This window comes from Allobosea sp. 10N428, from assembly GCF_056394545.1.
Genome location: NZ_JBFTIC010000002.1, coordinates 523,276 through 546,970, shown reverse-complemented (window position 1 = coordinate 546,970; position 23,695 = coordinate 523,276). Strand labels below are relative to the sequence as shown.

Annotated in this window: 21 protein-coding genes and 1 pseudogene; 19 read left to right on the top strand and 3 right to left on the bottom strand. The window is 66.1% G+C overall.

Annotation, left to right across the window (positions count from 1 at the left end; all coding sequences use genetic code 11):
• Positions 1 to 87 precede the first annotated feature (87 nt).
• The 4 genes from dnaE to AC1DDA_RS08975 all read left to right on the top strand — a co-directional run bounded on the left by dnaE (position 88) and on the right by AC1DDA_RS08975 (position 5,527).
• On the top strand, positions 88 to 3,561 hold the full coding sequence (dnaE, locus tag AC1DDA_RS08990) for a DNA polymerase III subunit alpha (RefSeq protein WP_476795497.1): 3,474 nt from the start codon (positions 88 to 90) through the stop codon (positions 3,559 to 3,561).
• 77 nt (positions 3,562 to 3,638) lie between these two features.
• Positions 3,639 to 4,367 (top strand): bifunctional nicotinamidase/pyrazinamidase, encoded by a 729-nt coding sequence (gene pncA / locus AC1DDA_RS08985; RefSeq protein ID WP_476795496.1) that lies wholly within the window; start codon positions 3,639 to 3,641, stop codon positions 4,365 to 4,367.
• 11 nt (positions 4,368 to 4,378) lie between these two features.
• Positions 4,379 to 5,074 carry a helix-turn-helix transcriptional regulator gene (locus tag AC1DDA_RS08980; protein ID WP_441512632.1) on the top strand — a complete coding sequence of 232 codons (696 nt, stop codon included), beginning with the start codon at positions 4,379 to 4,381 and terminating at the stop codon, positions 5,072 to 5,074.
• A 69-nt stretch (positions 5,075 to 5,143) separates the two neighbouring features.
• The gene (locus tag AC1DDA_RS08975; protein ID WP_476795495.1) at positions 5,144 to 5,527 is read left to right on the top strand and encodes a VOC family protein; all 384 of its coding nucleotides are present in this window, start codon (positions 5,144 to 5,146) and stop codon (positions 5,525 to 5,527) included.
• 19 nt (positions 5,528 to 5,546) lie between these two features.
• On the opposite strand, the gene AC1DDA_RS08970 is transcribed toward AC1DDA_RS08975, so the two are convergent.
• Positions 5,547 to 6,716 carry a GGDEF domain-containing protein gene (locus AC1DDA_RS08970; protein ID WP_441512630.1) on the bottom strand — a complete coding sequence of 390 codons (1,170 nt, stop codon included), beginning with the start codon at positions 6,714 to 6,716 and terminating at the stop codon, positions 5,547 to 5,549.
• 196 nt (positions 6,717 to 6,912) lie between these two features.
• On the opposite strand from AC1DDA_RS08970, the gene AC1DDA_RS08965 reads away from it, so the two are divergent.
• From AC1DDA_RS08965 to pyrH, 4 genes are all read left to right on the top strand, one after another.
• The gene (locus tag AC1DDA_RS08965; protein WP_476795494.1) at positions 6,913 to 7,302 is read left to right on the top strand and encodes a pore-forming ESAT-6 family protein; all 390 of its coding nucleotides are present in this window, start codon (positions 6,913 to 6,915) and stop codon (positions 7,300 to 7,302) included.
• Between the two features lie 256 nt (positions 7,303 to 7,558).
• Positions 7,559 to 8,560, top strand: coding sequence for a 30S ribosomal protein S2 (locus AC1DDA_RS08960; protein ID WP_441512628.1), 1,002 nt, complete (start codon positions 7,559 to 7,561; stop codon positions 8,558 to 8,560).
• Between the two features lie 197 nt (positions 8,561 to 8,757).
• A complete protein-coding gene (gene tsf, locus AC1DDA_RS08955) occupies positions 8,758 to 9,681 on the top strand; it encodes a translation elongation factor Ts (RefSeq protein ID WP_476795493.1) in 924 nt (307 codons plus the stop codon).
• Between the two features lie 109 nt (positions 9,682 to 9,790).
• Positions 9,791 to 10,498 carry a UMP kinase gene (gene pyrH, locus AC1DDA_RS08950; RefSeq protein ID WP_441512626.1) on the top strand — a complete coding sequence of 236 codons (708 nt, stop codon included), beginning with the start codon at positions 9,791 to 9,793 and terminating at the stop codon, positions 10,496 to 10,498.
• A 7-nt stretch (positions 10,499 to 10,505) separates the two neighbouring features.
• Here pyrH and AC1DDA_RS08945 read toward each other — a convergent pair whose 3' ends face one another.
• Positions 10,506 to 10,919 carry a VOC family protein gene (locus AC1DDA_RS08945; protein ID WP_476795492.1) on the bottom strand — a complete coding sequence of 138 codons (414 nt, stop codon included), beginning with the start codon at positions 10,917 to 10,919 and terminating at the stop codon, positions 10,506 to 10,508.
• A 245-nt stretch (positions 10,920 to 11,164) separates the two neighbouring features.
• On the opposite strand from AC1DDA_RS08945, the gene frr reads away from it, so the two are divergent.
• The 11 genes from frr (at position 11,165) to lpxB (ending at position 23,071) form a co-directional block, all read left to right on the top strand.
• A complete protein-coding gene (gene frr / locus AC1DDA_RS08940) occupies positions 11,165 to 11,728 on the top strand; it encodes a ribosome recycling factor (protein WP_441512624.1) in 564 nt (187 codons plus the stop codon).
• 52 nt (positions 11,729 to 11,780) lie between these two features.
• Positions 11,781 to 12,539 carry an isoprenyl transferase gene (locus AC1DDA_RS08935; RefSeq protein ID WP_476778580.1) on the top strand — a complete coding sequence of 253 codons (759 nt, stop codon included), beginning with the start codon at positions 11,781 to 11,783 and terminating at the stop codon, positions 12,537 to 12,539.
• Positions 12,536 to 13,366 carry a phosphatidate cytidylyltransferase gene (locus AC1DDA_RS08930; RefSeq protein WP_476795491.1) on the top strand — a complete coding sequence of 277 codons (831 nt, stop codon included), beginning with the start codon at positions 12,536 to 12,538 and terminating at the stop codon, positions 13,364 to 13,366. The genes AC1DDA_RS08935 and AC1DDA_RS08930 overlap by 4 nt, the downstream gene beginning before the upstream one ends.
• Positions 13,367 to 13,370: 4 nt before the next feature.
• Positions 13,371 to 14,552 (top strand): 1-deoxy-D-xylulose-5-phosphate reductoisomerase, encoded by a 1,182-nt coding sequence (dxr, locus tag AC1DDA_RS08925; RefSeq protein WP_476795490.1) that lies wholly within the window; start codon positions 13,371 to 13,373, stop codon positions 14,550 to 14,552.
• 22 nt (positions 14,553 to 14,574) lie between these two features.
• Entirely contained in the window at positions 14,575 to 15,723 is a 1,149-nt protein-coding gene (rseP, locus tag AC1DDA_RS08920) for an RIP metalloprotease RseP (protein WP_441512620.1), read from the top strand.
• A 216-nt stretch (positions 15,724 to 15,939) separates the two neighbouring features.
• Positions 15,940 to 18,438 (top strand): outer membrane protein assembly factor BamA, encoded by a 2,499-nt coding sequence (gene bamA, locus AC1DDA_RS08915; RefSeq protein ID WP_476795489.1) that lies wholly within the window; start codon positions 15,940 to 15,942, stop codon positions 18,436 to 18,438.
• Between the two features lie 36 nt (positions 18,439 to 18,474).
• Complete coding sequence (gene lpxD / locus AC1DDA_RS08910) at positions 18,475 to 19,536, top strand: UDP-3-O-(3-hydroxymyristoyl)glucosamine N-acyltransferase (protein WP_476795488.1); 1,062 nt, start codon at positions 18,475 to 18,477, stop codon at positions 19,534 to 19,536.
• A gap of 206 nt (positions 19,537 to 19,742) precedes the next feature.
• Complete coding sequence (gene fabZ, locus AC1DDA_RS08905; RefSeq protein WP_441512617.1) at positions 19,743 to 20,201, top strand: 3-hydroxyacyl-ACP dehydratase FabZ; 459 nt, start codon at positions 19,743 to 19,745, stop codon at positions 20,199 to 20,201.
• A 34-nt stretch (positions 20,202 to 20,235) separates the two neighbouring features.
• Complete coding sequence (gene lpxA, locus AC1DDA_RS08900) at positions 20,236 to 21,045, top strand: acyl-ACP--UDP-N-acetylglucosamine O-acyltransferase (RefSeq protein WP_476795487.1); 810 nt, start codon at positions 20,236 to 20,238, stop codon at positions 21,043 to 21,045.
• A complete protein-coding gene (locus AC1DDA_RS08895; protein ID WP_476795486.1) occupies positions 21,042 to 21,893 on the top strand; it encodes an LpxI family protein in 852 nt (283 codons plus the stop codon). The genes lpxA and AC1DDA_RS08895 overlap by 4 nt, the downstream gene beginning before the upstream one ends.
• The gene (gene lpxB, locus AC1DDA_RS08890) at positions 21,893 to 23,071 is read left to right on the top strand and encodes a lipid-A-disaccharide synthase (protein ID WP_476795485.1); all 1,179 of its coding nucleotides are present in this window, start codon (positions 21,893 to 21,895) and stop codon (positions 23,069 to 23,071) included. Before AC1DDA_RS08895 ends, lpxB begins: the two co-directional genes overlap by 1 nt.
• Before the next feature lie 2 nt (positions 23,072 to 23,073).
• Here lpxB and AC1DDA_RS08885 read toward each other — a convergent pair.
• Positions 23,074 to 23,578 (bottom strand): annotated as a pseudogene (locus AC1DDA_RS08885) (Bug family tripartite tricarboxylate transporter substrate binding protein); the annotation flags it as partial.
• Positions 23,579 to 23,695: the final 117 nt, after the last annotated feature.

The window sequence follows — 23,695 nt, the reverse complement described above, 5'->3', positions numbered from 1 at the left end:
GAAGGAATCCTCGACGCCGGCTGCGCCGAGGTTTCATAAGGGGAACGGACAAGACGAGTCGCGCGGCGGCGACGATGGGAGAAGGACATGGGTCGGGAAGCTGGCGAGGCGCGCATCCTCTCGGACATCGGCTTCGTCCATCTTCATGTCCATTCGAGCTATTCGCTGCTCGAAGGCGCGATGACCGTCGCGACGCTCTCGAAGCTCGCGGCCGCCGATGGACAGCCGGCGCTGGCTCTCACCGACAGCGACAATCTCTTCGGCGCGCTCGAATTCTCGGAGAAGCTGGCGGGCGCCGGCTTGCAGCCTATCGTCGGCGTGCAGCTTTCGGTCGATTTTGCCGATGACGGCGACGGGAGCCGCAAGCCGGTTCAGCCGCAGCGCCTGCCGCATATCGTGCTGCTTGCCATGGACGAGGCCGGCTATGGCAACCTGATGAAGCTCGTCAGCGAGGCCGCTCTGGCAACCGGCGGGGCAGGTCAGCCGGTGACGACGGTCGCACGGCTCTCCGCCTTCAATACCGGACTCATCGCCCTCACCGGCGGCCATGGCGGGCCGATCGATACGGCGTTGCGCAGCGGCCAGCTCCCGCAGGCGACGGCCCGTCTCGCCACGCTCGCCGAGATCTATGGCGACCGGCTCTATGTCGAGATCCAGCGCCATGGCGGCGACGGGGAGGCGGGGCTGGAGGCTCATCTCCTGCGCCTTGCCTATGATGCCGATCTGCCGATCGTCGCGACCAACGAGCCCTTCTTCGCCAAGCCTGCCGATTTCGACGCGCATGATGCGCTGCTGGCGGTGGCGGAAGGGCGGCTCGTTTCGGACGGCACGCGCCGGCGCGTCTCGCCCGAGCATTATTTCGCTTCGCGCGCCGAGATGCAGAAGCGTTTCGCCGATCTGCCGGAGGCGCTGGCGAGCACGGTCGAGATCGCGATGCGCTGCCACTGGCGTGTCACGACCCGCAAGCCGATCCTGCCGCGCTTCGGCGAGGAAGGGCGTGACGAGGCGGAGGAGCTGCAGGAACAGGCCCGCGCCGGCCTTGCCGCGCGGCTGGCCAAGCACGGACCGGCCGAGGGCTTCAGCGTCGAGGATTACGACAAGCGGCTCGATTTCGAGCTCTCGATCATCACCCGGATGAAGTTCCCGGGCTACTTCCTGATCGTCTCGGACTTCATCAAATGGGCGAAGAACCAGGACATCCCGGTCGGGCCCGGCCGCGGTTCGGGCGCGGGCTCGCTCGTCGCCTATGCGCTGACCATCACCGACGTCGATCCGCTGCGCTTCGGCCTGCTGTTCGAGCGCTTCCTCAACCCGGATCGCGTCTCGATGCCGGACTTCGACATCGACTTCTGCCAGAACCGGCGTGAAGAGGTGATCGAATACGTCAAGCACCATTACGGGCAGGAGCGCGTCGCGCAGATCATCACCTTCGGCACGCTGCTGGCGCGCGGCGTGCTGCGCGACGTTGGCCGCGTGCTGGAGATGCCCTACGGCCAGGTCGACAAGCTGACCAAGCTGGTGCCGCAGAACCCGGCCAAGCCGATTTCGCTGAAGGATGCGATCGAGGGCGAGCCGAAGCTGCAGCAGGCGGCTGAGGAGGAGCCGATCGTCGCACGGCTGCTCGAAATTGGCCAGAAGCTGGAAGGGCTTCACCGCCATGCTTCGACCCACGCCGCAGGCGTGGTGATCGGCGACCGGCCGCTGGAGCAACTCGTCGCGCTCTCGGTCGATCCGCGCACCGCAATGCGCGTCACCCAGTTCAACATGAAATGGGTCGAGCAGGCCGGGCTGGTGAAGTTCGACTTCCTCGGCCTGAAGACGCTGACGACGCTGACGACGGCGGTGAAGCTCATCGCCCAGCGCGATATCCATATCGACCTCGCGCAGTTGCCCTTCGACGATCCGACGACCTACGCCATGCTCGCGCGCGGCGAGACGGTCGGCGTGTTCCAGGTGGAATCGGTCGGCATGCGCAAGGCGCTGGTCGAGATGAAGGCCGACCGCATCGAGGACCTGATCGCGCTGGTGGCGCTGTACCGGCCAGGTCCGATGGACAACATCCCGACCTATTGCCGCCGCAAGCTCGGGCTGGAGGATCCGACCTATCTCCATCCGGGGATGGAGCCCTATCTGCGCGAAACCCACGGCATCATCGTCTACCAGGAACAGGTGATGCAGGTGGCGCAGGCGCTCTCGGGCTACTCGCTCGGCGAAGCCGACCTGCTGCGCCGCGCCATGGGCAAGAAGATCAAGGCCGAGATGGACGCCCAGCGCGACCGTTTCGTGAAGGGCGCCATCGAGGGCGGCATCAAGAAGGATACCGCTTCCGAGATCTTCGATCTGCTCGCCAAATTCGCCGACTATGGCTTCAACAAGAGCCACGCGGCGGCCTATGCGGTGGTCGCCTTCCAGACCGCTTTTCTCAAGGCGAATTACCCGGTCGAATTCCTCGCCGCGTCGATGACGCTCGACATGGGCAACACCGACAAACTCTCGGAATTCCGGCGCGATGCGGAGCGTCTGGGAATCAAGGTCGAGCGTCCCGCGATCAACCACTCAGGCGTCGAGTTCGATGTGGCCGAGGGCAAGATCTTCTACGCGCTCGGCGCCATCAAAGGCGTCGGACGGTCGGCGGTGGAATCGGTGGTGACGGCGCGGGCGGCAGGTGGTCCCTTCCGCGATCTCGCCGATCTCGCGCGCCGCATCGACACAAAGCTTGTCAACCGCCGTACGCTCGAAGCGCTGATCGCGGCCGGCGCGCTCGACGAGCTCGAAGAGGATCGCGCCCGCGCCATGGCGGCGATCGACGGGATGCTGGCGCTTTCGAACCGTATTCGTGACGAGGCGGCTGCCGGCCAGTTCGATCTCCTGGGCGGCGGGGTGGTCCAGGAAGCCTTCCGCATTCCGCAGGTCGAGCCCTGGGCGCCAGCCGAGAAACTCAAGCGCGAACACGAGGCCGTCGGCTTCTTCCTCTCTGGCCACCCGCTCGACGACTACGAGCATGTGCTGAAGCGGCTGCGCGTGCAGCGCTACACCGATTTCGCCCAGACGGTGCGCGCCAACGGCACGGGCGTCGGCAAGGTCGCGGTCTCGGTCATCGACAAGTCGGAACGCCGCACCAAATCGGGCTCGAAGATGGGCATCGTCAACCTGTCCGATCCAAGCGGCCAGTTCGAGGCGGTGCTGTTTTCGGAAGGGCTGATGCGCTTCCGCGACCTGCTCGAGCCGGGCAGGGCGCTGGTGCTGCGCCTCTCCGCCGTGCTCGATGGCGAGGAGGTGCGCCCGCGCATCGAGGACGTCGAGGTGCTTGATGACCTCGCCTCGCGGCAGAAGCAGGATTTGCTGATCTATCTGCGCGACGAGAAAGCAGTCGCTTCCATCGCCGAGCGCATCCGCCCGCGCGAAGCCGTGCGGGCTGAAGGCAAGGTCTCAATTGTCATGATCCTCGACGAAGGCGCGCAGGAGGTCGAGATCGAGCTGCCCGGCAAATTCCCGATCAACCAGCAGATCGCCAATGCGGTGCGCGCCGCGCCGGGCGTCGTCAGCGTCGAACTGCGTTAGGCGTTCATCGCGGGCACGGTTGCCGCCTTGCCGCGGGCGTGCCGCTGGCGCAGGTTAATGTCTGTGGGAGGCGGGCCATGACGGATCGGGGCGGGATCGACAGGCGCGGGTTGATCGCGGGAGCGACGATCCTGACCGCGGCGGCGGCGTCGCGCGCCAGCAAGGCACAGGAGCAACCCGTGATCGACGAGCGGACCGTCCTCATCGTCGTCGACGTCCAGAACGATTTCTGCCCCGGCGGCAGCCTCGCCGTCGCCAGGGGCGATGAAGTCGTCCCGGTCATCAACGCGCTGGCAAAGCGCTTCTCCAACATCGTTTTGACGCAGGATTGGCATCCGCCCGGCCATTCGTCTTTCGCGTCGAGCCATCAGGGGAAGAAGCCGTTCGATACGGTCCAGATGTCCTATGGCCCGCAGGTGCTCTGGCCGGATCACTGCGTACAGGGCACGAAGGGGGCCGAATTCCGCGCCGATCTCGATCTGGCTCGGGCTCAGACCGTCATCCGCAAGGGTTTTCGCCGCGAGATCGACAGCTATTCGGGTTTCGTCGAGGCGGATCGCCGGACGCCGACGGGCCTGACCGGCTATCTTCGCGAGCGCGGCATCCTGCGGGCCGTCGTGGCGGGCCTGGCGACCGATTTCTGCGTGAGCTGGACGGCGCAAGATGCGGCGCGAGCCGGCTTCGACACCTATGTCGTCGAAGATGCCTGCCGCGCCATCGATCTCGAAGGCTCGCTCGCCAAAGCTTGGGCAGAGATGGCAGAGCTCGACGTGACGCGGATCAAGGCCAGCGATCTGCCGGGCTGAGGTTCAGGCCGGTGTCGCGCGCGCAACGCCTGCTCGACCTTGTCCAGGTGCTGCGCCGACACCGCCGCCCGGTTTCGGGGCGCAAACTTGCCGCCGAGCTCGGTGTCAGCATCCGCACGCTCTATCGCGACATCGTCACCTTGCAGGGGCAGGGGGCGCCGATCGAAGGCGAACCCGGGCTCGGCTATGTGCTGAAGCCGGGCTTCATGCTGCCTCCGCTGATGTTCAGCGAAGAGGAGATCGAAGCGCTGGTGCTCGGCTCGCGCTGGGTGGCGGATCGCGCGGACGGCGCGCTGGCGCTGGCGGCGCGCGACGCCATGGCCAAGATCGTCGCCGTTCTGCCGGTCGATATGGCCGGTCGCGTCGAGGAGGCGGCGTTGATCCTTGGCCCTGGGCGAAAGGCCGTCGATGCGCCCGAGATCGATCTCGCTGCGATCCGTCAGGCCATCCGCGCCGGGCGCAAGGCCGCGATCGGCTATAGCGACGAGAAGGGCCGTGTCAGCGAGCGCGTGGTCTGGCCGATCGCACTCTCTTTCTTCGATCATGTCCGCGTGCTCGTCGCCTGGTGCGAGCTGAGGCAGGATTTCCGGCATTTTCGAACGGACAGGCTCACGCGGTTCGAGACGCAGGAGAACCGCTATCCGCATCGCCGGCAGGCGCTGCTCAAGATCTGGCGCGAGAAGGAGGGAATTGCCGCATCGGTGTGATCGACGCTGCCGGAAATTGGCAGCATCCGATTCTAGTCTTCCGCTATCTCGAAACCTTGGGAGGCCATCATGTTCGACGCCCACTTCATCCTGCTTCATGTCGATAGCCCTGCAGCGAGCGCCCGCTTCTATGGGGAATTGCTCGGCAGCGAGCCGCTCGAACAGTCGCCGACCTTCGCGATGTTCGCGCTTCCCTCGGGAACGAAACTCGGCCTGTGGTCGCGCCATACGGTCGAGCCGGCAACGACCGGATCCGGCGGAGCGGCCGAGATCGCCATGGTGGTCCCGAGTCCCGAGGCTGTCGATGCAGCCTGTTCGGATTGGCGCGAACGCGGCATCGCCATCCTGCAGGAGCCGACGGACCTCGATTTCGGCCGCACCTTCACCGCGCAGGACCCGGACGGCCACCGGTTGCGGGTGTTCCATCCCTTTCGAGATCCCGAACAGGGGTGAGACTGTCGCGTTCGGGCGCTCAGGCCTCAAGCGGCCTGAGCTGCGCCTGAACGCGATCGCGGCCGAGGCGCTTGGCCCGGTAGAGTGCTTCGTCGGCCTCCGCCAGCAACTGATCAAGGCCCCGGGAGCGCAGATCGCTTTCGGCGACGCCGATGCTGAGCGTCGGCGGGCCCGCCAGATCATGGAATTCGGCAAGCGCATCCTTGAAGACACCGCGAATGCGCTCGGCCACGCGGACGGCCTCGCGCACACCGACGCCGGGGAGCACGACCGCGAACTCGTCGCCGCCCTGCCGGGCAAGGATGTCGCCGCCGCGCAACTGCCCCTGTACGGCATGCGCGAAGACCCGCAGGATCTCGTCGCCAGCCGCGTGACCGCGCGTGTCGTTCAGGGTCTTGAAGTGGTCGATGTCCACGAGAAGGATGGAGACCCGCATTTCGCCCCGTTGGCCGCCCCGGACCTGCTGGTCGAGCCATTGCTCGAGCCCGGAGCGGTTCATCGCGCCGGTCAGCGGGTCGCGCCGGGCGAGTGTCGCCAGCATGCGGTTTGAGCGTTCGGCTGCGAGCAGGAGCAAGGCCTGCCCGCGCAGGATGATGAAGGCGACGCCGGTCGCCGCGAGCCAGGCATTCGCTCCGGCATCGCGTGGGAGAAGCGTCGTGCCGACGCGATCGAACGCCGCCAGCCCCATGCGGCCGACATAGATCACGACTGTCGGGGCAAACAGCGCCGCGAGCAGCCATGCCGAGCGCAGCCGCTCCTCCAATCCGAGGCGAATGGCTTCCCTCACGATCGCGGCGTCGCAGAGGGCCATCACGACCGCAACGATCATGACCCGCGTCGCATAGCCCTGCTCACCCGGCGAGAGCGAGAGCAGGATCCAGACTGCAAGCAGGACGACTCCGAGGCCGAACCAGTGCAATTCGCGCCCGCCGAAGTGGCGGATGCCGAACAGCAGCAGCAGGCAGCCGGCCAGCATCGCCGTATTCGCGAATTCGATCGAGATCAGGTCCGGAATAACGTCGCGGAACGCTGCGGCGAGGAGGCCCGCCCCGATGCACAGGCTGCTTGTTCCCCACCATATCGGGCTGCGGGTGAAGCGCCCCGTCGCGAAGGTCATCAGCTGCATCAGACCGATGATGAAGCAGGTCAGCGCGCCGGTGACGAAGATCGTCCTGAGGTCGAGAATCATGCTCGCGCCGGCCCGTCTCGCCGCGGCGGAGCGGGCGCGACAGGCGTCTTTGCGCGCCGGGAACGACCGCTGTCCACGTCCTGCCGGGCCTGCATCGTCCTGGGTTGAGGAGCAGGCATGCAAGGGCTAGTCAGAATGCGGATGGGGGCGAGCATGGTTGCATGCTTGGGATCATAATAGCCCGAGGATATCCAGCATGAACTTTTATAAGTCGTTGATCGCCGCGTCGGCCGTCGCTGTTCTGGCGTCCGCCGTTCCGTCCTTTGCCCAGACGCAGGCAGACCAGTTGAAGCTCGCCTATCAGGCCGCTCGCAACCAGCTCGGCATTCTCGGCTATTGCGCCGAAAAGGGCCATACCGACGCTTCCGCCGTGGATGCGCAGAAGAAGCTGATCGCGCTCATTCCCGCCCCGGCCGATGCCAGCGGCGGCGATGCGGCGGAGGCCGCCGGCCGCAAGGGCTCGATCTCGGTCATGGGAATGGAGCAAAATCTCGAGGTGATCGCCAAGGCGCAGGGCGGCACGCCCGCCGCCTATTGCAAGCAGATCGGCGATCTCGTGAAGCAGGTGGGCGCCAAGCTGCCGTAGCGGCGAGGGGCGGGTTTCCCGCCCGCATCGGAGTGATCGACGAAGCGTCCCGCGCGTGTTCTCGCGCGGGGGTGCCACGAGCCGAGCCGGATTTTCTTGGCCGCTCCGGCTTGCAATGCGGCGCCATCCCTAGTAAGGCGCAAGCCATCCCACATGGAGCGTATCGCCTCTTTACCTACGAGGCGTTCCGGTGACGCGGCAGCTCATGCCTTGTTCATTCGCGCTCCAGAGGCTCAACCGGAAGGACTAGAACACCATGGCTCTGCCTGATTTCTCCATGCGCCAGCTCCTCGAGGCCGGTGCCCATTTCGGCCACCAGTCCCACCGCTGGAACCCCAAGATGTCCCCGTACATCTTCGGCGTCCGCAACAACATCCACATCCTCGACCTGTCGCAGTCGGTGCCGATGCTGCATCGTGCCCTGCAGGCGGTCTCGGACACCGTCGCCCGCGGCGGCCGCGTCCTCTTCGTCGGCACCAAGCGCCAGGCGCAGGACGCCATCGCCGATGCGGCCAAGCGTTCGGCCCAGTATTACGTCAACTCCCGCTGGCTCGGCGGCATGCTGACCAACTGGAAGACCATCTCGGCCTCGATCCAGCGCCTGCGCAAGGTCGACGAGCTGCTCAACGGCGGCGGCTCCGGCCTGACCAAGAAGGAGCGCCTGATGCTGTCGCGTGAGCGCGACAAGCTCGAGAAGGCTCTCGGCGGCATCAAGGACATGGGCGGCACGCCGGACATGATCTTCGTGATCGACACCAACAAGGAAGCACTCGCGATCAAGGAGGCCCAGCGCCTCGGCATCCCGGTTGCCGCTATCGTCGACTCGAACTCGGATCCGGACGGCATCACCTTCCCGGTTCCGGCCAATGACGACGCCGGCCGCGCCATCCAGTTCTATTGCGACCTGATCGCCCGTTCGGCGATCGACGGCATCGGCCGCGCCTCGGGCGACCAGGGCATCGATGTCGGCGCCGCCGAGGCGCCGGTCGTCGAGGAGGTTCTGGAGCCGGTGGCTGCCGAAGGCCAGGTCTTCGAGACGCTGACCACCCCGCGCGGCGCTCCGGACGATCTGACCAAGCTCTCGGGCATGGGCCCCGACGCGGTCCAGAAGCTGAACGACGGCGGCATCTACCACTTCTGGCAGATTGCGGCGATGTCGCCGGCCGACGTGACCAAGGTCGACCACGACCTGAAGCTCGGCGGCAAGATCGAGCGCGAGGGCTGGGTCGCCCAGGCTCGCGAACTCGCAGACGCCTGATACAGACTGCATGATGGCGGCGCGTCATCGGCGCGTCGCAATCAGGCTTTCGATTTGACGCCGGCTTTTAGAAGTTGAGAGGACGCGCCGACGGCCGGAAACGGAGCGTCGGCGTTTCCCCATGCAGGCGTCCGCTTAAATCCGATCCGCGGCCGGCCCTTGGGGCCTGCGCCGCACCGACAGCAAGGACAAGACAGATGGCAGCGATCACCGCCGCGATGGTGAAGGAACTCCGCGACAAGACCGGCGCGGGCATGATGGACTGCAAGACCGCCCTTTCGGCGACCGACGGCAACATGGAAGCCGCCGTCGACTGGCTGCGTGCCAAGGGCCTGTCGAAGGCCGCCAAGAAGGCCGGCCGCGTCGCCGCCGAGGGCCTCGTCGCCGTCGCGGTGCAGGGCAACGAGGGCGTCGTCGTCGAGGTCAACTCCGAGACCGACTTCGTCGCGCGCAACCCTGAATTCCAGGCGCTCGCCAAGACCATCGCCGATGTCGCGCTGGAGCGTGGCGGCGATGTCGATGCGCTGCTCGGCCATCACTATCCGGGCGGCGGCTCGGTCCAGGACGCCATCGCCAACGCCATCGCCACCATCGGCGAGAACATGACCTTGCGCCGCGTTTCCTCGCTCAAGGTCTCCTCGGGCGTGATCGGCTCCTATGTCCATGGCGCGATCGCCGACGGCCTCGGCAAGATCGGCGTCATCGTCGCGCTCGAGTCGACCGGCAAGGCCGATGAGCTCGCTGCGCTCGGCCGCCAGCTCGCCATGCACGTCGCTGCGACCAACCCCGTCGCGCTCGACCTTGCTTCGGTCGCCCCGGACGTCCTGGAGCGCGAGAAGGCGATCCTGGCCGAGAAGAACGCGGGCAAGCCCGAGCATGTCCTTGCCAAGATCACCGAGAGCGGCCTGAAGAGCTACGCCAAGGAATACTGCCTGCTGGAGCAGGCCTATATCCATGACGGCTCGAAGTCGGTCTCGCAGATCCTCAAGGAGATCGAGGGCAAGGTCGGCGCTCCGGTCAAGCTCACCGGCTTCGCGCGCTTCGCGCTCGGCGAGGGCATCGAGAAGGAAGAGCAGGATTTTGCGGCCGAGGTCGCTGCCGCCGGCGGCACCACGGGCTGACAATTCCGCGGATGAATGACAGAAAGGCCGCGCATCGCGCGGCCTTTTTTGTAGGAAGACAGGCCCGCTCCGATTCGAGGCGGGCCGCAACACGGACGGAGAGACATCGATGAGACCCCAACGCGTTCTCGTGAAGCTCTCCGGCGAAGCTCTTGCGGGGCCTGTCGGAAACGGGCTCGACGGCGGCACCCTGACCGCGCTGGCCGCCGACATCGCCCATGCCTCGCGCGAAGGCGTCGAGATCGGCATCGTCGTCGGCGGCGGCAATTTCTTCCGCGGCGTGCAGGGCCTCAACAAGGGGCTCGACCGGACGACCGCCGATTCGATCGGCATGCTCGGCACAGTCATGAATGCGCTGGCTCTGGAACACGCCATCGAAGCCGCGGGCGCGCCGGCCCGTGCGATGTCGGCCGTGCCGATGCCGTCGCTCTGCGAGAGCTACGCCCGCAAGCGCGCGCTCGACCATCTCAGCAACGGCAAGGTCGTCATTCTCGGCGGCGGGACCGGCAATCCCTACTTTACCACCGATACCGGAGCGGCGCTGCGCGCGGCCGAACTCGGCTGCAGCCATCTGCTCAAGGCGACGCAGGTCGACGGCGTCTACAGCGCCGATCCGAAGGAGGATCCGACTGCCACCCGCTACGACACGCTCACGCATGAGGATGCGATCAAGCGGGATCTCAAGGTGATGGATACCGCGGCCTTCGCGCTTGCCCGCGATGCGAGCCTGACCATCGTGGTCTTCTCGATCGCCGAGCCCGGCATGCTCGCCGCCGTCCTGCGGGGCGAGGGCAGGGCGACCTATGTGACGCCCTGAGGGGGCTTCAGTAGGTCCGCCAGAGGCCGGGCGTGACCAGTTCGAGCATGTGCCCATCCGGGTCGCGGAAATAGAGGCTCCTGCTCCCGCGATCCCACTGCATGCGGCCCTCGACGGGGATGCCGAGCTGATCCAGCTTGGCCTCCCAGGCCGCCAGATCGTCCGCATCGACGGCAAAGGCGATGTGCAGCGAGCCGCTGCCGTCATGCGGCGGAATGCTTCCATGGTCGAAACGCTGGGTCTGCAACGATGCGCCGCGCAGGAACAGCAGCAGCACGCTCGCGCCACCGACGTCATAGGCGAAAAGGGTCTTGGTCTTGAGCAGGGGTGCGAGGCCGAGCTTCGCTTCGTAGAAGTCGCGGGCGCGGTCGAGATCGTCGACATAGAGGGCAGTCTCGACGATGCGGTTCAGGCGGGGCACGTTTTTCTCCGTGTTTCTTTGCCGGCGGTGCTGGCTTGCCGCGTTGCAAGCCTCTAGACTGATCTATGCATCCCGAGGCGGCGGACCAACCTGTTCTGCCACGTCGTGGAGATTCAGCTCGATCCGCCGCTTTCCCCTTGCCCGGCCTGGGGGAACATGCTGTTCGAGCATGTAATTCTTGACCCTGGGCGGCCTCGCCGCCATGGTCGCGCCGATTTTGGATTATCTGCAAGGTCCTGATTGAAATGGCCCAGACGACGTTCGACCTCGCCGACCTCAAGCGCCGCATGGCCGGCGCGGTGCAGTCCTTCAAGGGCGATCTCGCCTCGCTGCGCTCCGGCCGCGCCTCGGCCAACATGCTGGACCCGATCCAGGTCGAGGCCTATGGCGCCCGCACGCCGCTCAGCCAGCTTGCTACCGTGAGCGTGCCGGAGCCGCGCCTGCTCAGCGTCCAGGTCTGGGATCGCAGCATGGTCAACGCCGTCGACAAGGCGATCCGCGAATCCGATCTCGGCCTCAATCCCCAGACCGAGGGCCAGGTGCTGCGCATCCGCATCCCCGAGCTGAACGAGCAGCGCCGCAAGGAGATGGTCAAGGTCGCGCATAAATATGCCGAGGAGGCCAAGGTTTCGGTGCGCCATGTCCGTCGCGACGGCATCGACGTCGTCAAGAAGCTCGAGAAGGACGGCGACATGACCAAGGACGATGCCGCGCGCAATTCCGATCTGGTTCAGAAGGCGACCGACCAGCACATCGCGGAGATCGACCAGGCGCTCGCGGCGAAGGAAAAGGAAATCCTGCACGTCTGATCCCAGCGCGGGATCGGTCCCGCGCCCTTCCGGTCGAGCGAGGCTCATCCGCATGTCATCCGGTCAGAGCGAGGCAGATGTGCCCAACCCGGCCCATGTCGCCATCATCATGGACGGCAACGGCCGCTGGGCGCAGATGCGCGGCCTGCCGCGGCAGGAAGGTCATCGCCGTGGGCTGGAGGCCTTGCGCCGCACCGTTCGCAACGCCAGCGATCTCGGGCTTTCGGTTCTGACCCTCTACAGCTTCTCGACCGAGAACTGGCGCCGCCCCTATGCGGAAGTCACCTTCCTCATGGGGCTGCTCAAGCATTTCGTCGAAAAGGATCTGGCCGAGCTGTCGGCGGCCAATGTCAGGGTCCGCATCATCGGCAATCGCGAGAACCTTGCCGCCGACCTGCGCCGCCTCGTCGAACATGCCGAGGCCAGCACCCACGCCAATACCGGCCTCGTGCTGGTGATCGCTTTCAACTACGGCTCGCGGGACGAGATCGTGCGCGCGGCGCAGCGCCTTGCCGCCGATGCGGTGGCGGGGCGCATCGACCCGGCCGCAATCGACGAAGCTGCGATCGCCGGCCGTCTCGATACCCACGACCTGCCTGATCCCGAGCTGGTGATCCGCACCTCGGGCGAGACGCGCATCTCCAATTTCCTGCTGTGGCAAGCCGCCTATGCCGAGTTCGTCTTCGTGCCGGTGATGTGGCCGGATTTCGATCGCGCCGTCTTCGAAGATGCTCTGGCGCAATATCGGCAGCGCGAGCGCCGCTTCGGTGGCGTGTCCACTCCCGCTGACCGCAGCGTGGGCGTCGCGTGAATGAACCCGTCCCAACTGCGCCGCGACCGGGCCCGGGCGAGCTGAAGCTCCGGGTCGTCTCGGCGCTCGTCCTCGCCGCGCTGATCCTGCTCGCGACGATCTGGGGTGGCTGGCCCTTCCGCCTGATCTGGATTCTGGTGGCCGGCATCGTGGCCTATGAATGGCTGGCCATCGTCAGCCGGTCCAATGCGATTCCGGCCGGCATCGGGGTGGTCGTCGCAGGCGTGGCCCTGACCTTCTCCCCGGCGAGCCCGGCCGCGCTGGCCGGCACGGCAGCCGCGGCGGCGCTGCTGGGCGCGCTGGCCACCCCTTTCGTGCGCTCTCGCCTCGCGCTGGAACTCTGCGGCGTCGGCTACGCCCTGGCTTTTGCGCTGGTAACGCCGGCCATGCGCGATCTGCCGGGCATCGGGCTGGTTCTCATCCTCTGGAGCTTCGCGGTGGTCTGGTTCACGGACATCGCCGCTTATTTCACGGGTCGCAGCCTCGGCGGCCCCAAGCTGATGCCGAGCGTCAGCCCGAAGAAGACGTGGTCCGGCGCGATCGGCGGTGCCGTGGCCGGGACGGTTGGCGGCTATCTGGTCTGGCGGCTGTCGCCGGCGTTCGAAGGGCTGACCGCGGCCGGTCCGGTCATTGCCGCATCGCTGGCCGGATCGATTGTAAGCCAGGCAGGCGATCTGTTCGAATCCGCGCTGAAACGCCGCTTCGACACCAAGGATTCAAGCAAGCTGATCCCGGGGCATGGCGGCTTTCTGGACCGGCTCGATGGCTACTGGGCTGTTCTCGTACTGGCCGGGCTTGCGCTTTTCGCGATCCATCTCAACATCTGAGCCGATGCCGCTTCGTATAGTGACCCTTCTCGGAGCCACCGGCTCCGTCGGACGTTCGGTCCGCGACATCGTCGCGGAAAACCCGGAACGGCTGGCGATCCGAACGGTTGTCGGCGGACAGGATGCGGCGGCGCTGGCGCAAGTCGCGATCGAAACGGGGGCTTCCTTCGCCGCATTGGCGGACGAGGCCGGCGGTCCGGCATTGCGGGAGGCGCTGGCGGGTACCGGTATCGCGAGCGGGGCAGGGCGGACGGCCGTGCTGGAGGCAGTGGCACGTCCCGCCGATATCGTCGTCAGCGCGATTTCGGGCGCTGCGGGGCTGGAGGCGACTTTCGCCGCGCTCCTGCCCGGCCGAACGATCGCCCTCGCCAACAAGGAGAGCCTGGTTTGCGCCGGGGAGGCCGTCATGGCCCGGGCCGCGCAGGTCGGCGCGCGGCTGCTGCCGCTCGATTCCGAGCATAACGCGCTGTTCCAGGTTCTGGGGGCCGAGCCACTCTGCGCCATCCGCAGCATGACACTGACTGCGTCCGGCGGTCCTTTCCGGACCTGGAGCGCGGAGCGTATCGCCGCGGCCGGACCGGAGGATGCGCTCAAGCATCCGAACTATGCGATGGGTGCCAAGATTACCGTCGATTCGGCGAGCATGATGAACAAGGGGCTCGAGCTGATCGAGGCCCGCTTCCTGTTCGGGCTGGAAGCGGATCAGCTCGACGTGCTCGTCCATCCCCAGCAGATCGTCCACGGGCTGGTCACTTTCCGGGACGGTTCGGTGAGTGCGGGCATGGCCTTGCCGGACATGCGGGTTGCTGCGGCCCATTGTCTCGGCATCGATGGCCGCCTCGATGCGCCGCCGACGCGGTTCCTCGATTTGGCGACTGCGGCGCCGCTGAGTTTCGAGAGACCGGATCTCGACCGATTTCCGGCGCTCGGCCTTGCAATCGCCGCGTTGCGCGACGGGGGCGCCATGCCCGCCGTGCTCAACGCCGCAAATGAAGTGGCTGTTGCAGCGTTTTTGGCAGGGCGGCTGCGCTTTGCGGGAATTCCGGCGCTTGTCGAGGCGGTCTGCGCTGCCATGCCTGCGGCAGGAGAAGCCCCACGCGATGTCGCGGCCGCGCTGGCCGTTGACCAAGATTCCAGACGCCGAGCCGCCTCGCTCTTGTCGCAAGCGCCGTTCACTGCCACCTAAGGACGAGGAACGGGAGAGTTCGATGGAATTTGCGGCGTCACTCTGGAATGCCGGGCATTTTGCGCTCGGCTATCTGCTGCCGTTCCTGTTTGTTCTCACGCTCGTCGTCTTCGTTCACGAACTCGGGCATTTTCTCGTCGGCCGCTGGTGCGGCGTCGACGTGCAGACTTTCTCGATCGGCTTCGGCCGCGAGCTGTTCGGTTTCAATGACCGACATGGTACGCGTTGGCGCTTCGCGCTCATCCCACTTGGCGGATATGTGAAATTCTCGGGCGATGCGGATGCAGCGAGCGCCCCCGATGACGCGGCTGTCCGGCGAATGACGCCGGAGGAGCGCGCCCGTTCGCTTCCGGCGCAGTCGATAGCCGAACGCGCGGCCATCGTCGCCGCCGGCCCGATCGCCAATTTCCTGCTGGCGATTCTGATCTTCGCGGGCACGACCTTCTTGTTCGGCAAGCAGGTGCTGATCCCGCGCGTCGATGCCGTCGTGGCCGGGAGCGCTGCGGAAACCGCCGGGCTCAAGGCTGGCGACATCGTCATTGCGATCGACGGGCACAAGATCGACAGCTTCTCCGAGATGCAGCGCATCATCTCGACCAGGCCGGAGGAGCGCCTGACCGTCACCGTGGATCGCAGCGGCCGCGCGCTGGATCTGCCGGTCACGCCGGCGCTCTCGGAGCAGAAGACGCCGGTCGGGACGCAGCGCATCGGCGTCATCGGCGTCAGGGCTTCGCCGAAGCCCGAGGACTGGACGACCCAGCGCTTCGGCGCGATCGATTCACTGCGGATGGGCGTCACCGAGACCTGGTTCGTCGTCACCCGCACCTATGACTATATCGCGAAGCTGGTGAGCGGGCGCGAATCCACCGACCAACTCTCCGGGCCGATTCGGATCGCCCAGGTTTCCGGCCTCGTTGCTTCCAGTGGCGGCTTGCTCGGGCTGATCAATCTCGCGGCAATCCTGTCCGTTTCGATCGGGCTGATGAATCTCCTCCCGGTGCCGATGCTCGATGGCGGCCACCTCATGTTTTACCTCTATGAGGCGCTGCGCGGCCGTCCGCTGAGCCCGCGGGCGCAGGAAATCGGCTTCCGGCTGGGGCTTGCCCTTGTGCTCATGCTGATGCTGTTCGTGACCTGGAACGACATCGTCCACGTGCGTGGAATGCTCTGAAATCCGGCTGGCGCGGCACTTTCGGGCAAAATCGCGGCAGGCCGCGTGGCCTCTCCGCAACGAGGTCGTTAAAAATCTTTTGTTAACGATGATCCCGGTTTGCACCCTGCTGGAAACTTTGTAGAAGCGATTGAACCGCAATGTCCCCGTGCTGCCGTCGTCTGACGGCGGTCCCCGCTTGGGGGTGGTGACCAGAGATATGGAATAGGCGACCCGATGACGTCGACCCAACAGAGCCGGCCGACCAAACTGCGGCTCTCTCGATCGATCGGACTTTCGGCTTTGATGCTGGCCGTGAGTGGTGGTGTGGCGTTCGCGCAGGCTGTTGTCGTTCACGGCAACCGGCGCGTCGATGCGGAGACCATCCGCTCCTATGCGGCCGGGCGCGAGAATCCTCAGGAGATTCGCGAGAGCCTTCTCGTCACGGGCCTGTTCAGCAATGTCCAGGTCACGCGCCGCGGCTCGCAGACCGTCGTGACAGTCCAGGAGCAGAACGGCACGGTAAACCGCGTCGCTTTCGAGGGTAACCGTCGCCTGAAGAGCGATCAGCTCGCGCCGTTGGTGCAGTCGCGCGCCGGTGGTCCGCTCAGCCAGGCGCTCATCGATTCCGACATCCAGCGCCTGCGCGAGGCCTATCGCCGCGCCGGCTATGGCCTCTCCTCGGTCACCGGCCGCATCGCGCCGTTGCCGAATGGCCGCCAGGACGTGGTCTTCACGATCAACGAGAGCGGCAAGACCGGCATCAAGTCGATCAATTTCACTGGCAACGAGGCTTACTCGGCGAGCCGGTTGCGCGGCTTGATGAGCTCGACCGAGTCGAACTTCCTGAGCTGGATCAAGACCTCCGACGTTTACGATCCGGACCGGATCAGCTCCGACCTCGATCTCATCCGGCGTTTCTACCTGAAGAACGGCTTTGCCGATTTCCAGGTCGTCAATAACACCGCTCGCTTCGACGACGCGGCCGGCGGCTGGGTCGTCGACATCCAGATCGAGGAAGGACCGCAATACAAGGTCGGCAACGTCGCCGTCGATTCCGCGTTGCGCGATGTCGATCAGGCGGCGCTTCAGCGCTATGTCGCGACGTCGGCGGGCGATACCTACAACGCCGAAGCGGTGGAGAAGTCGCTGGTTGCGCTGACGACCGAGGTTGCGCGTCGCGGCCATGCCTTCGCCCAGGTTCGTCCGCGCGGCGATCGCGATGCGTCCGGCCGTACGATCGGCATCACCTATGTCGTCGACGAAGGTCCGCGGGTCTATGTCGAGCGCATCAATGTGCGCGGCAACACCCGTACCCGCGACTATGTGGTTCGCCGCGAGCTCGATCTCGGCGAGGGCGATGCCTACAACAAGGTGATGATCGACCGCGCCGAGCGCCGTCTCAACAATCTCGGCTTCTTCAACAAGGTCCGGATCACCAACGAGCCCGGCTCGGCGCCGGATCGCGTCATCCTCAATATCGACGTCGAGGACAAGGCGACCGGTTCGTTCTCCATCGCTGGTGGCTATTCGACCTCGGACGGCGTCATCGGCGAAGTCTCGCTGTCGGAGTCGAACTTCCTCGGTCGCGGTCAGTTCGTCCGCATCGCGGGCACGCTCGGCCAACGCACGCAGGGCATCGATTTCTCGTTCACCGAGCCCTATTTCCTGGGCTATCGCGTGGCGGCAGGTATCGACCTGTTCTCGAAGTACAACGACAACTACAACACCGGCCGTTTCGAGAGCCGTGTGAATGGCGGTCAGCTGCGCTTCACCTTCCCGATCACGGAAGAGTTCTCGATTACGCCGCGCTACTCGCTCTACCAGACCAACATCACCATTCCGAACGACGTCAATCGTCCCTATAACGATTGTACCTATCCGATCCCCGGCATTACGCCGACGGGCGGCCCCACCGATATCTACAACTGCGTGACCAACGGCGAAGCGACGGTGGCGGTCAAGGAAGCGCAGGGCGACACCCTGACTTCACTCGTCGGCCTGAACTTCAACTACAATTCGCTCGACAGCGTGCAGAGCCCGCGCAACGGCTTCATCGCGGAGCTGAAGCCGGAATTCGCCGGCCTCGGTGGCGACTCCAAGTTCCTCCGCGTCGCGGCCGATGCGCGCTACTACCGCGAGATCTTCGACGACGTCGTCGGCTTCGTCCGCGTACAGGGCGGTCACGTTCAGGCGACCAGCGGCAACCTGCGCATGGTCGACCACTACTTCCTCGGACCGACACTGGTTCGCGGTTTCGCGCCGTCCGGCATCGGGCCGCGCGACGTGCTGAACGACCCGACCGCAAACGCCGTGGGTGGCACCACCTATTTCGGCGGCACCGTCGAGGTGCAGTTCCCGATCTGGGGCCTGCCGCGGGATATCGGTCTGCGGGGCGCAGTCTTCGCCGACGCCGGCACGCTGTTCAATTACGACGGCGGTTCGAAGTCGGTCATCTTCAACTGCCCGGCTGGTTCGGAGGCGCGTCAGTTCAACGTCGTCACCGGCGGCGCGCAGAGCAACGTCGCTTGTATTCGCGACAAGAACATCCTGCGTTCGTCGGTCGGCGTCAGCTTGCTCTGGCAGTCGCCGCTCGGTCCGATCCGGTTCGATTACGCCTATGCTCTGACCAAGGACGACGGTCAGTACGGCGTTAACCCGACCACCGGTCTGGCCGGAAAATACGGCGGCGACCGTCTCCAGGCCTTCCGCTTCTCCGGCGGCACCCGCTTCTGACGCGGCGGGGCCACGCGCCCCGCTCCGGACCCAGTCATGGCAGATCCCATTTTCTTTCCTTTCGCGACCTCGCTCGATTTCGGCGAGGTCGCAAGCATTTCGGGCTCGCAATTGCCCGCAGGCGCCGACGCGGCGCGTCGCGTCGAGGGGGCGGCGGCCCTGGAAATGGCCGGCCCGTCCGACGTCGCCTATATGGACAATCCCAAATACACCGAGGCGCTGGCCGCGACCAAAGCGGGCTTGTGCCTGGTTTCGCCGCGCTTCGCCGACCGCGTTCCCGCGGGCACGGTCGCGCTGGTCTCGCCTGCGCCGTATCACGCCTTCGCCAAGGTTCTGGCGCGGTGCTTTCCCTCGGCGTTGCGGCCTGAATCCGTGTTCGCTTCCCAAGGCGTGGCGCCTGGCGCCATCGTTCATGCCACCGCGGTTATCGAGCCCGGCGTGACGGTCGACCCGGGGGCCGTCATCGGCCCCGGCGCGGAAGTCGGGGCAGGCACCGTCGTTGCATCGCATGCGGTGATCGGTCCGCAGGTCCGGATTGGGCGCAATTGCTCGATCGGCGCAGGGAGCACGATCCAATCCGCACTGATCGGCAACCGCGTCATCATCCATCCGGGCGCCCGCATCGGGCAGGATGGCTTCGGTTTCGCCATGAGCCCGAAAGGGCACATGAAGGTGCCGCAGGTCGGTCGCGTCATCATCCAGGATGACGTCGAGATCGGCGCAAACAGCTGTATCGACCGTGGCGCCAGCCGCGACACGGTGATCGGCGAGGGTACGAAGATCGATAACCTCGTCCAGATCGGCCACAATTGCGTCATCGGCCGCCACTGCGTGATCTGTGCTCAGACCGGCCTCGCCGGCTCCTCGACCCTCGAGGATTTCGTCGTGCTCGGCGGGCAGGTCGGCCTGGCAGGGCATCTCACGATCGGGGCCGGTGCCCAGATCGCCGCTCAGAGCGGGGTCGCCGGCGACGTTCCGCGTGGCTCGCGATATGGCGGCTATCCGGCCCAGCCGGCGCTGGCATGGGCGCGGGAGAGCGCCTTGCTCAAGACGCTGGTTGCGAAGCGCGGCCGGAAATCAGACTCGCCCGCGGACTGAAGCGGGCCTGCCGGAAAGTGAGAACACGCTGCCGGACCTTTCTGTCGCAGTGCCGACAGATTTAGGTTGCCGAAGCTGCCCTGTTTCCGGCAAACGGGCGGAACGCTTTGGAATTGCTGCCGATTGCGGAAGCGGTTTTCGCAGTCGCCCATGTTGAAGAGAATGCGAGCCGCCGCTCAGGGACGGGGCCCAGGAGAAGACAGACGATGAGCGAGGCGACGACGACGCTGGGTGTGATCGACATCCAGAAGATCATGGCCAGCATCCCCCACCGCTATCCATTCCTGCTGGTCGACCGCGTTGTCGAGATCAACGGCGACGAATCCGGCGTGGGGATCAAGAACGTCACCGTCAACGAACCGCAGTTCACCGGCCATTTCCCGGAGCGCCCGGTTTTTCCGGGCGTGCTGATGATCGAGGCGATGGCGCAGACCGCCGGCGTTCTGGTTGTCAACGCACGGGCTGCGGGTGAGCAGGAGGTCAAGACGGTTCTGTTCACGACGATCGACAAGGCCAAATTCCGCAAGCCGGTCATCCCKGGCGACACGCTGCGCTTCCATCTCACGAAGCTCGCCCGCAAGCGCAACATCTGGTTCTATCGCGGCGAGGCGCGGGTGGAAGGGGTGCTCGTGGCCGAGGCCGAAATTTCGGCGATGGTCGTTTGAGGCCACGGTGTTGCGAGATCAGGACCAGTTCCCGATGAGCCCCTCCATCCATCCGATGTCGGTGATCGATCCCAAGGCGCAGCTCGGCGCGGGGGTCACGATCGGCCCATTCTGCACCGTCGGTCCCGATGTCGTGCTGGGAGAGGGCGTCGAGCTCGTCAGCCATGTGGTCGTCGCCGGTCGGACCACGATCGGCCCGCGCACCAAGATCTTTCCCTTCGCCTCGATCGGCCACCCGCCGCAGGATGTGAAGTACCGGGGTGAACCCTCGACGCTCACGATCGGCGCGGATTGCCAGATCCGCGAGGGTGTTACGATGAATCCGGGCACGGAAGGCGGGGGGATGGTGACGTCCGTCGGCGACCGCTGCTTCTTTCTCGCCAACTCGCATGTCGGCCATGACAGCCGTCTCGGCAGCAACGTCATCTTCTCGAACAACGTGATGTGCGCCGGTCATGTCACGATCGGCAACTTCGTCATCGTCGGCGGCGGCGCCGGCTTGCAGCAATTCATCCGTATCGGCGACCATGCCTTCATCGGCGGCGGCGCCGGGGTGTTGAGCGATGTCATTCCCTTCGGCACCATCCGCGACAACCCCGCCCACCTCGTCGGGTTGAACCTCATCGGCCTCAAGCGCCGCGGCTTCACGCGCGAGCAGATCCACGAGCTGCGCCGCGCCTACCGCCTGCTCTTCGCCGATGAAGGGACGTTGACCGAGCGGGTCGAGGATGTCGCGGCCGAGTTCGCTTCGCATCCGCTGGTCCACGAGATCCTGGATTTCATCAGGGAAGGTGGCGACAAGGCGCTCTGCATGCCGCACGACGTCGCTCCGACGGAGCGGTGAGCTCCGCGGGAATCGCGCGCGGCCCGCTCGTGCTGATCGCGGGAGCAGGCGAGTACCCGCTCCGATTGGCTCGAAATCTCGCCGACCATGGCGAGCGCCCCTTCGTCGCGGCACTGGAGGGCGCAGCCGACCCTGCTGCTTTCGGCGATGCCGATGTGCAGAGTTACCGTCTCGGGCAGCTCGGCAGCCTGCTCGGCGAGCTGCGCCGACGCAGCATCGTTGATATCGTCATGCTGGGCAGCCTGCCGCGGCCCAGCTTCGGGGCGCTGCGGCCTGAAGCCTCGACCTTGAAATATCTGCCTTACTTCGCTCGCGCCTTCCAGGGCGGCGACGACCATCTCTTGCGTGGTGTCGTCCGCTTCTTCGAGGAGCAGGGCTTCCGCGTCCACGGCCCGGCGGATATCGCGCCAGAGCTGACCGCGCCTCAGGGGCCGCTCGGCCGCAAGCAGGCGGGGGCAGGACAGAAGGCCGTGCTTGAGCGCGGGTTTTCGCTGCTGGCGGCGCTGTCGCCATTCGATGTCGGGCAGGCGGCTGTCATCGCCGACCACCGGATCATCGCGATCGAAGCTGCCGAGGGTACCGACGCTATGATCAAGCGCGTGGCGGATCTCGTCGCGCGGGGACGCCTCAAGATCGGCAAGGGCGATGGCGTTCTCGTGAAGGCCCCGAAGATGGGGCAGGATCTGCGCGTCGACATGCCGGCTATTGGCCCGGACACTCTGCGCAACATCGCCGAGGCTGGCCTGTCGGGCATCGGCCTCAAGGCGGGCGCGGTGCTGGTCGGCGACCGCGCGGCGCTTGGACGGCAGGCGGACCAACTTGGCTTGTTCATCGAAGGCGTCGCCTGATGCGACCCTTCAAGCTCGCCATCATCGCGGGCGAGGCCTCTGGCGACGCGCTCGCCCTGCGCTTTCTTGCAGCCCTGCGCGAGCGATTGGGTGATCGCCCAATCGAGCTGCGCGGTGTCGGCGATCACGGCCTGCCGCAAGCGGGGCTACAGCCGTTCTTTCCGCAAGCCGATATCGCGGTGATGGGCTTCGGCCCGGTGATCGCGCGCCTGCCGCTTCTGCTGCGACGGATGGAGGATGCGGCACGCGGGATTGCCGATTTTCAGCCCGATCTGCTGCTGACCATCGACAGCCCGGATTTTTGCCTGCGGGTGGCGAAGAAGGTGCGGGCGCGAGCGCCCCATATCCCGATCGTGCACTGGGTTTGCCCAAGCGTCTGGGCCTGGCGCTCCGGCCGGGCACGCCGCATGGCGCCGCATGTCGACCGCATTCTGGCGCTGCTGCCTTTCGAACCAGCTGCTCTCGCGCGGCTGCGCGGTCCTGAGACGATCTATGTCGGCCATCCGTTGATGGAACGCCTCGGCGAGTTCAGGCCGGGCCCGGCCGAGCAAGCTGTCCGGGACGATGCGGCGCGGCCGCTGGTTCTGGTCCTGCCCGGCAGCCGGCGCTCCGAAATCCATCATTTGATGCCGGTTTTTGGCGAGGCGGTCGCACGGGCGGCGGCGGCTGTTCCGGGCGCGCGCTTTGTTCTGCCGGCCGTCGCCCGGCTCCAGCCGATGATCGCCGAGGCCGCGGCGCGTTGGTCGGTCACGCCGGAGATCGTCGGCGGCGAGGCGGCCAAGCTCGCCGCTTTCCGCGGGGCCCGCGCGGCCCTGGCCGCCTCCGGCACCGTGACGCTCGAATTGGCCTTGTCGGGCGTGCCGACGGTTGCCGCCTATCGCGGGGCAGACTGGGAGGCAGTGCTGGCCCGGCGGCTCATCAAGCTGCCGAGCGTGATCCTGCCGAACCTGATTCTGGGCCGGAACGTCGTCCCGGAGTTCATCCAGGACGATGCGACGGCGGAGGCCCTGGGCCGGCATTTGCTGGCGGCGCTCGCCGAGGGGCCCGAACGGCGGGTGCAGCTCGACGGCTTCGCCGAGGTCGAGACCATCATGCGCTCGGCGGGCCCCAGTCCGGCCGCCAACGCCGTCGAAGCGGCGTTGACCTTGGTCACCTCGCAGGCTCGCCGCGAGGCTTGAGTTTATAAGCCGGCTTCTTCGACGGCCGCGCCGGACGCCTTGGCGATCGGCGCCCATTTGGCGAGTTCGGTCCTGACGTGCTCGCCGAGCTGCTCGGGCGTCGAGCCGACGATGTCGGCGCTGACGTCGTTGAGTTTTTTCTTCACGCCCTCGTCCTTGAGCGCTTGGTTGGCGGCCTGATTGATCTTCTCGACGACAGGGTGGGGCATGTTGGCCGGGCCGAACAGCGCGCTCCAGGTATAGGTCTCATAGCCCGGCAGGCCTCTCTCGGCGATGGTCGGCACATCCGGGAAGGACGCGACGCGCTCCTTCGCGGATGAAGCCGGCCTAGGGGAGGTTGTCGAACATGATCGGCACCGCGCCAGAGACGACGTCGTTCAGCGCCGGGCCGGCGCCGCGATAGGGCACATGGTTCATCTGGACGCCGCCGAGCGATTTAAACAGCTCGCCGGAGAGATGCAGCGGCGCGCCGACACCGGAGGAGGCATAAGAATACTTCCTCGGGTCCTTCAGCACCTTCCCCGACGCGCTCGCGGATCATCCACATGGCTTTGATCAATCTTCCGAAACAATAAGGGCGCGGTGGAGACCACCGCGCCCTTGCTGGCGTTCGTGCTGCGCTGG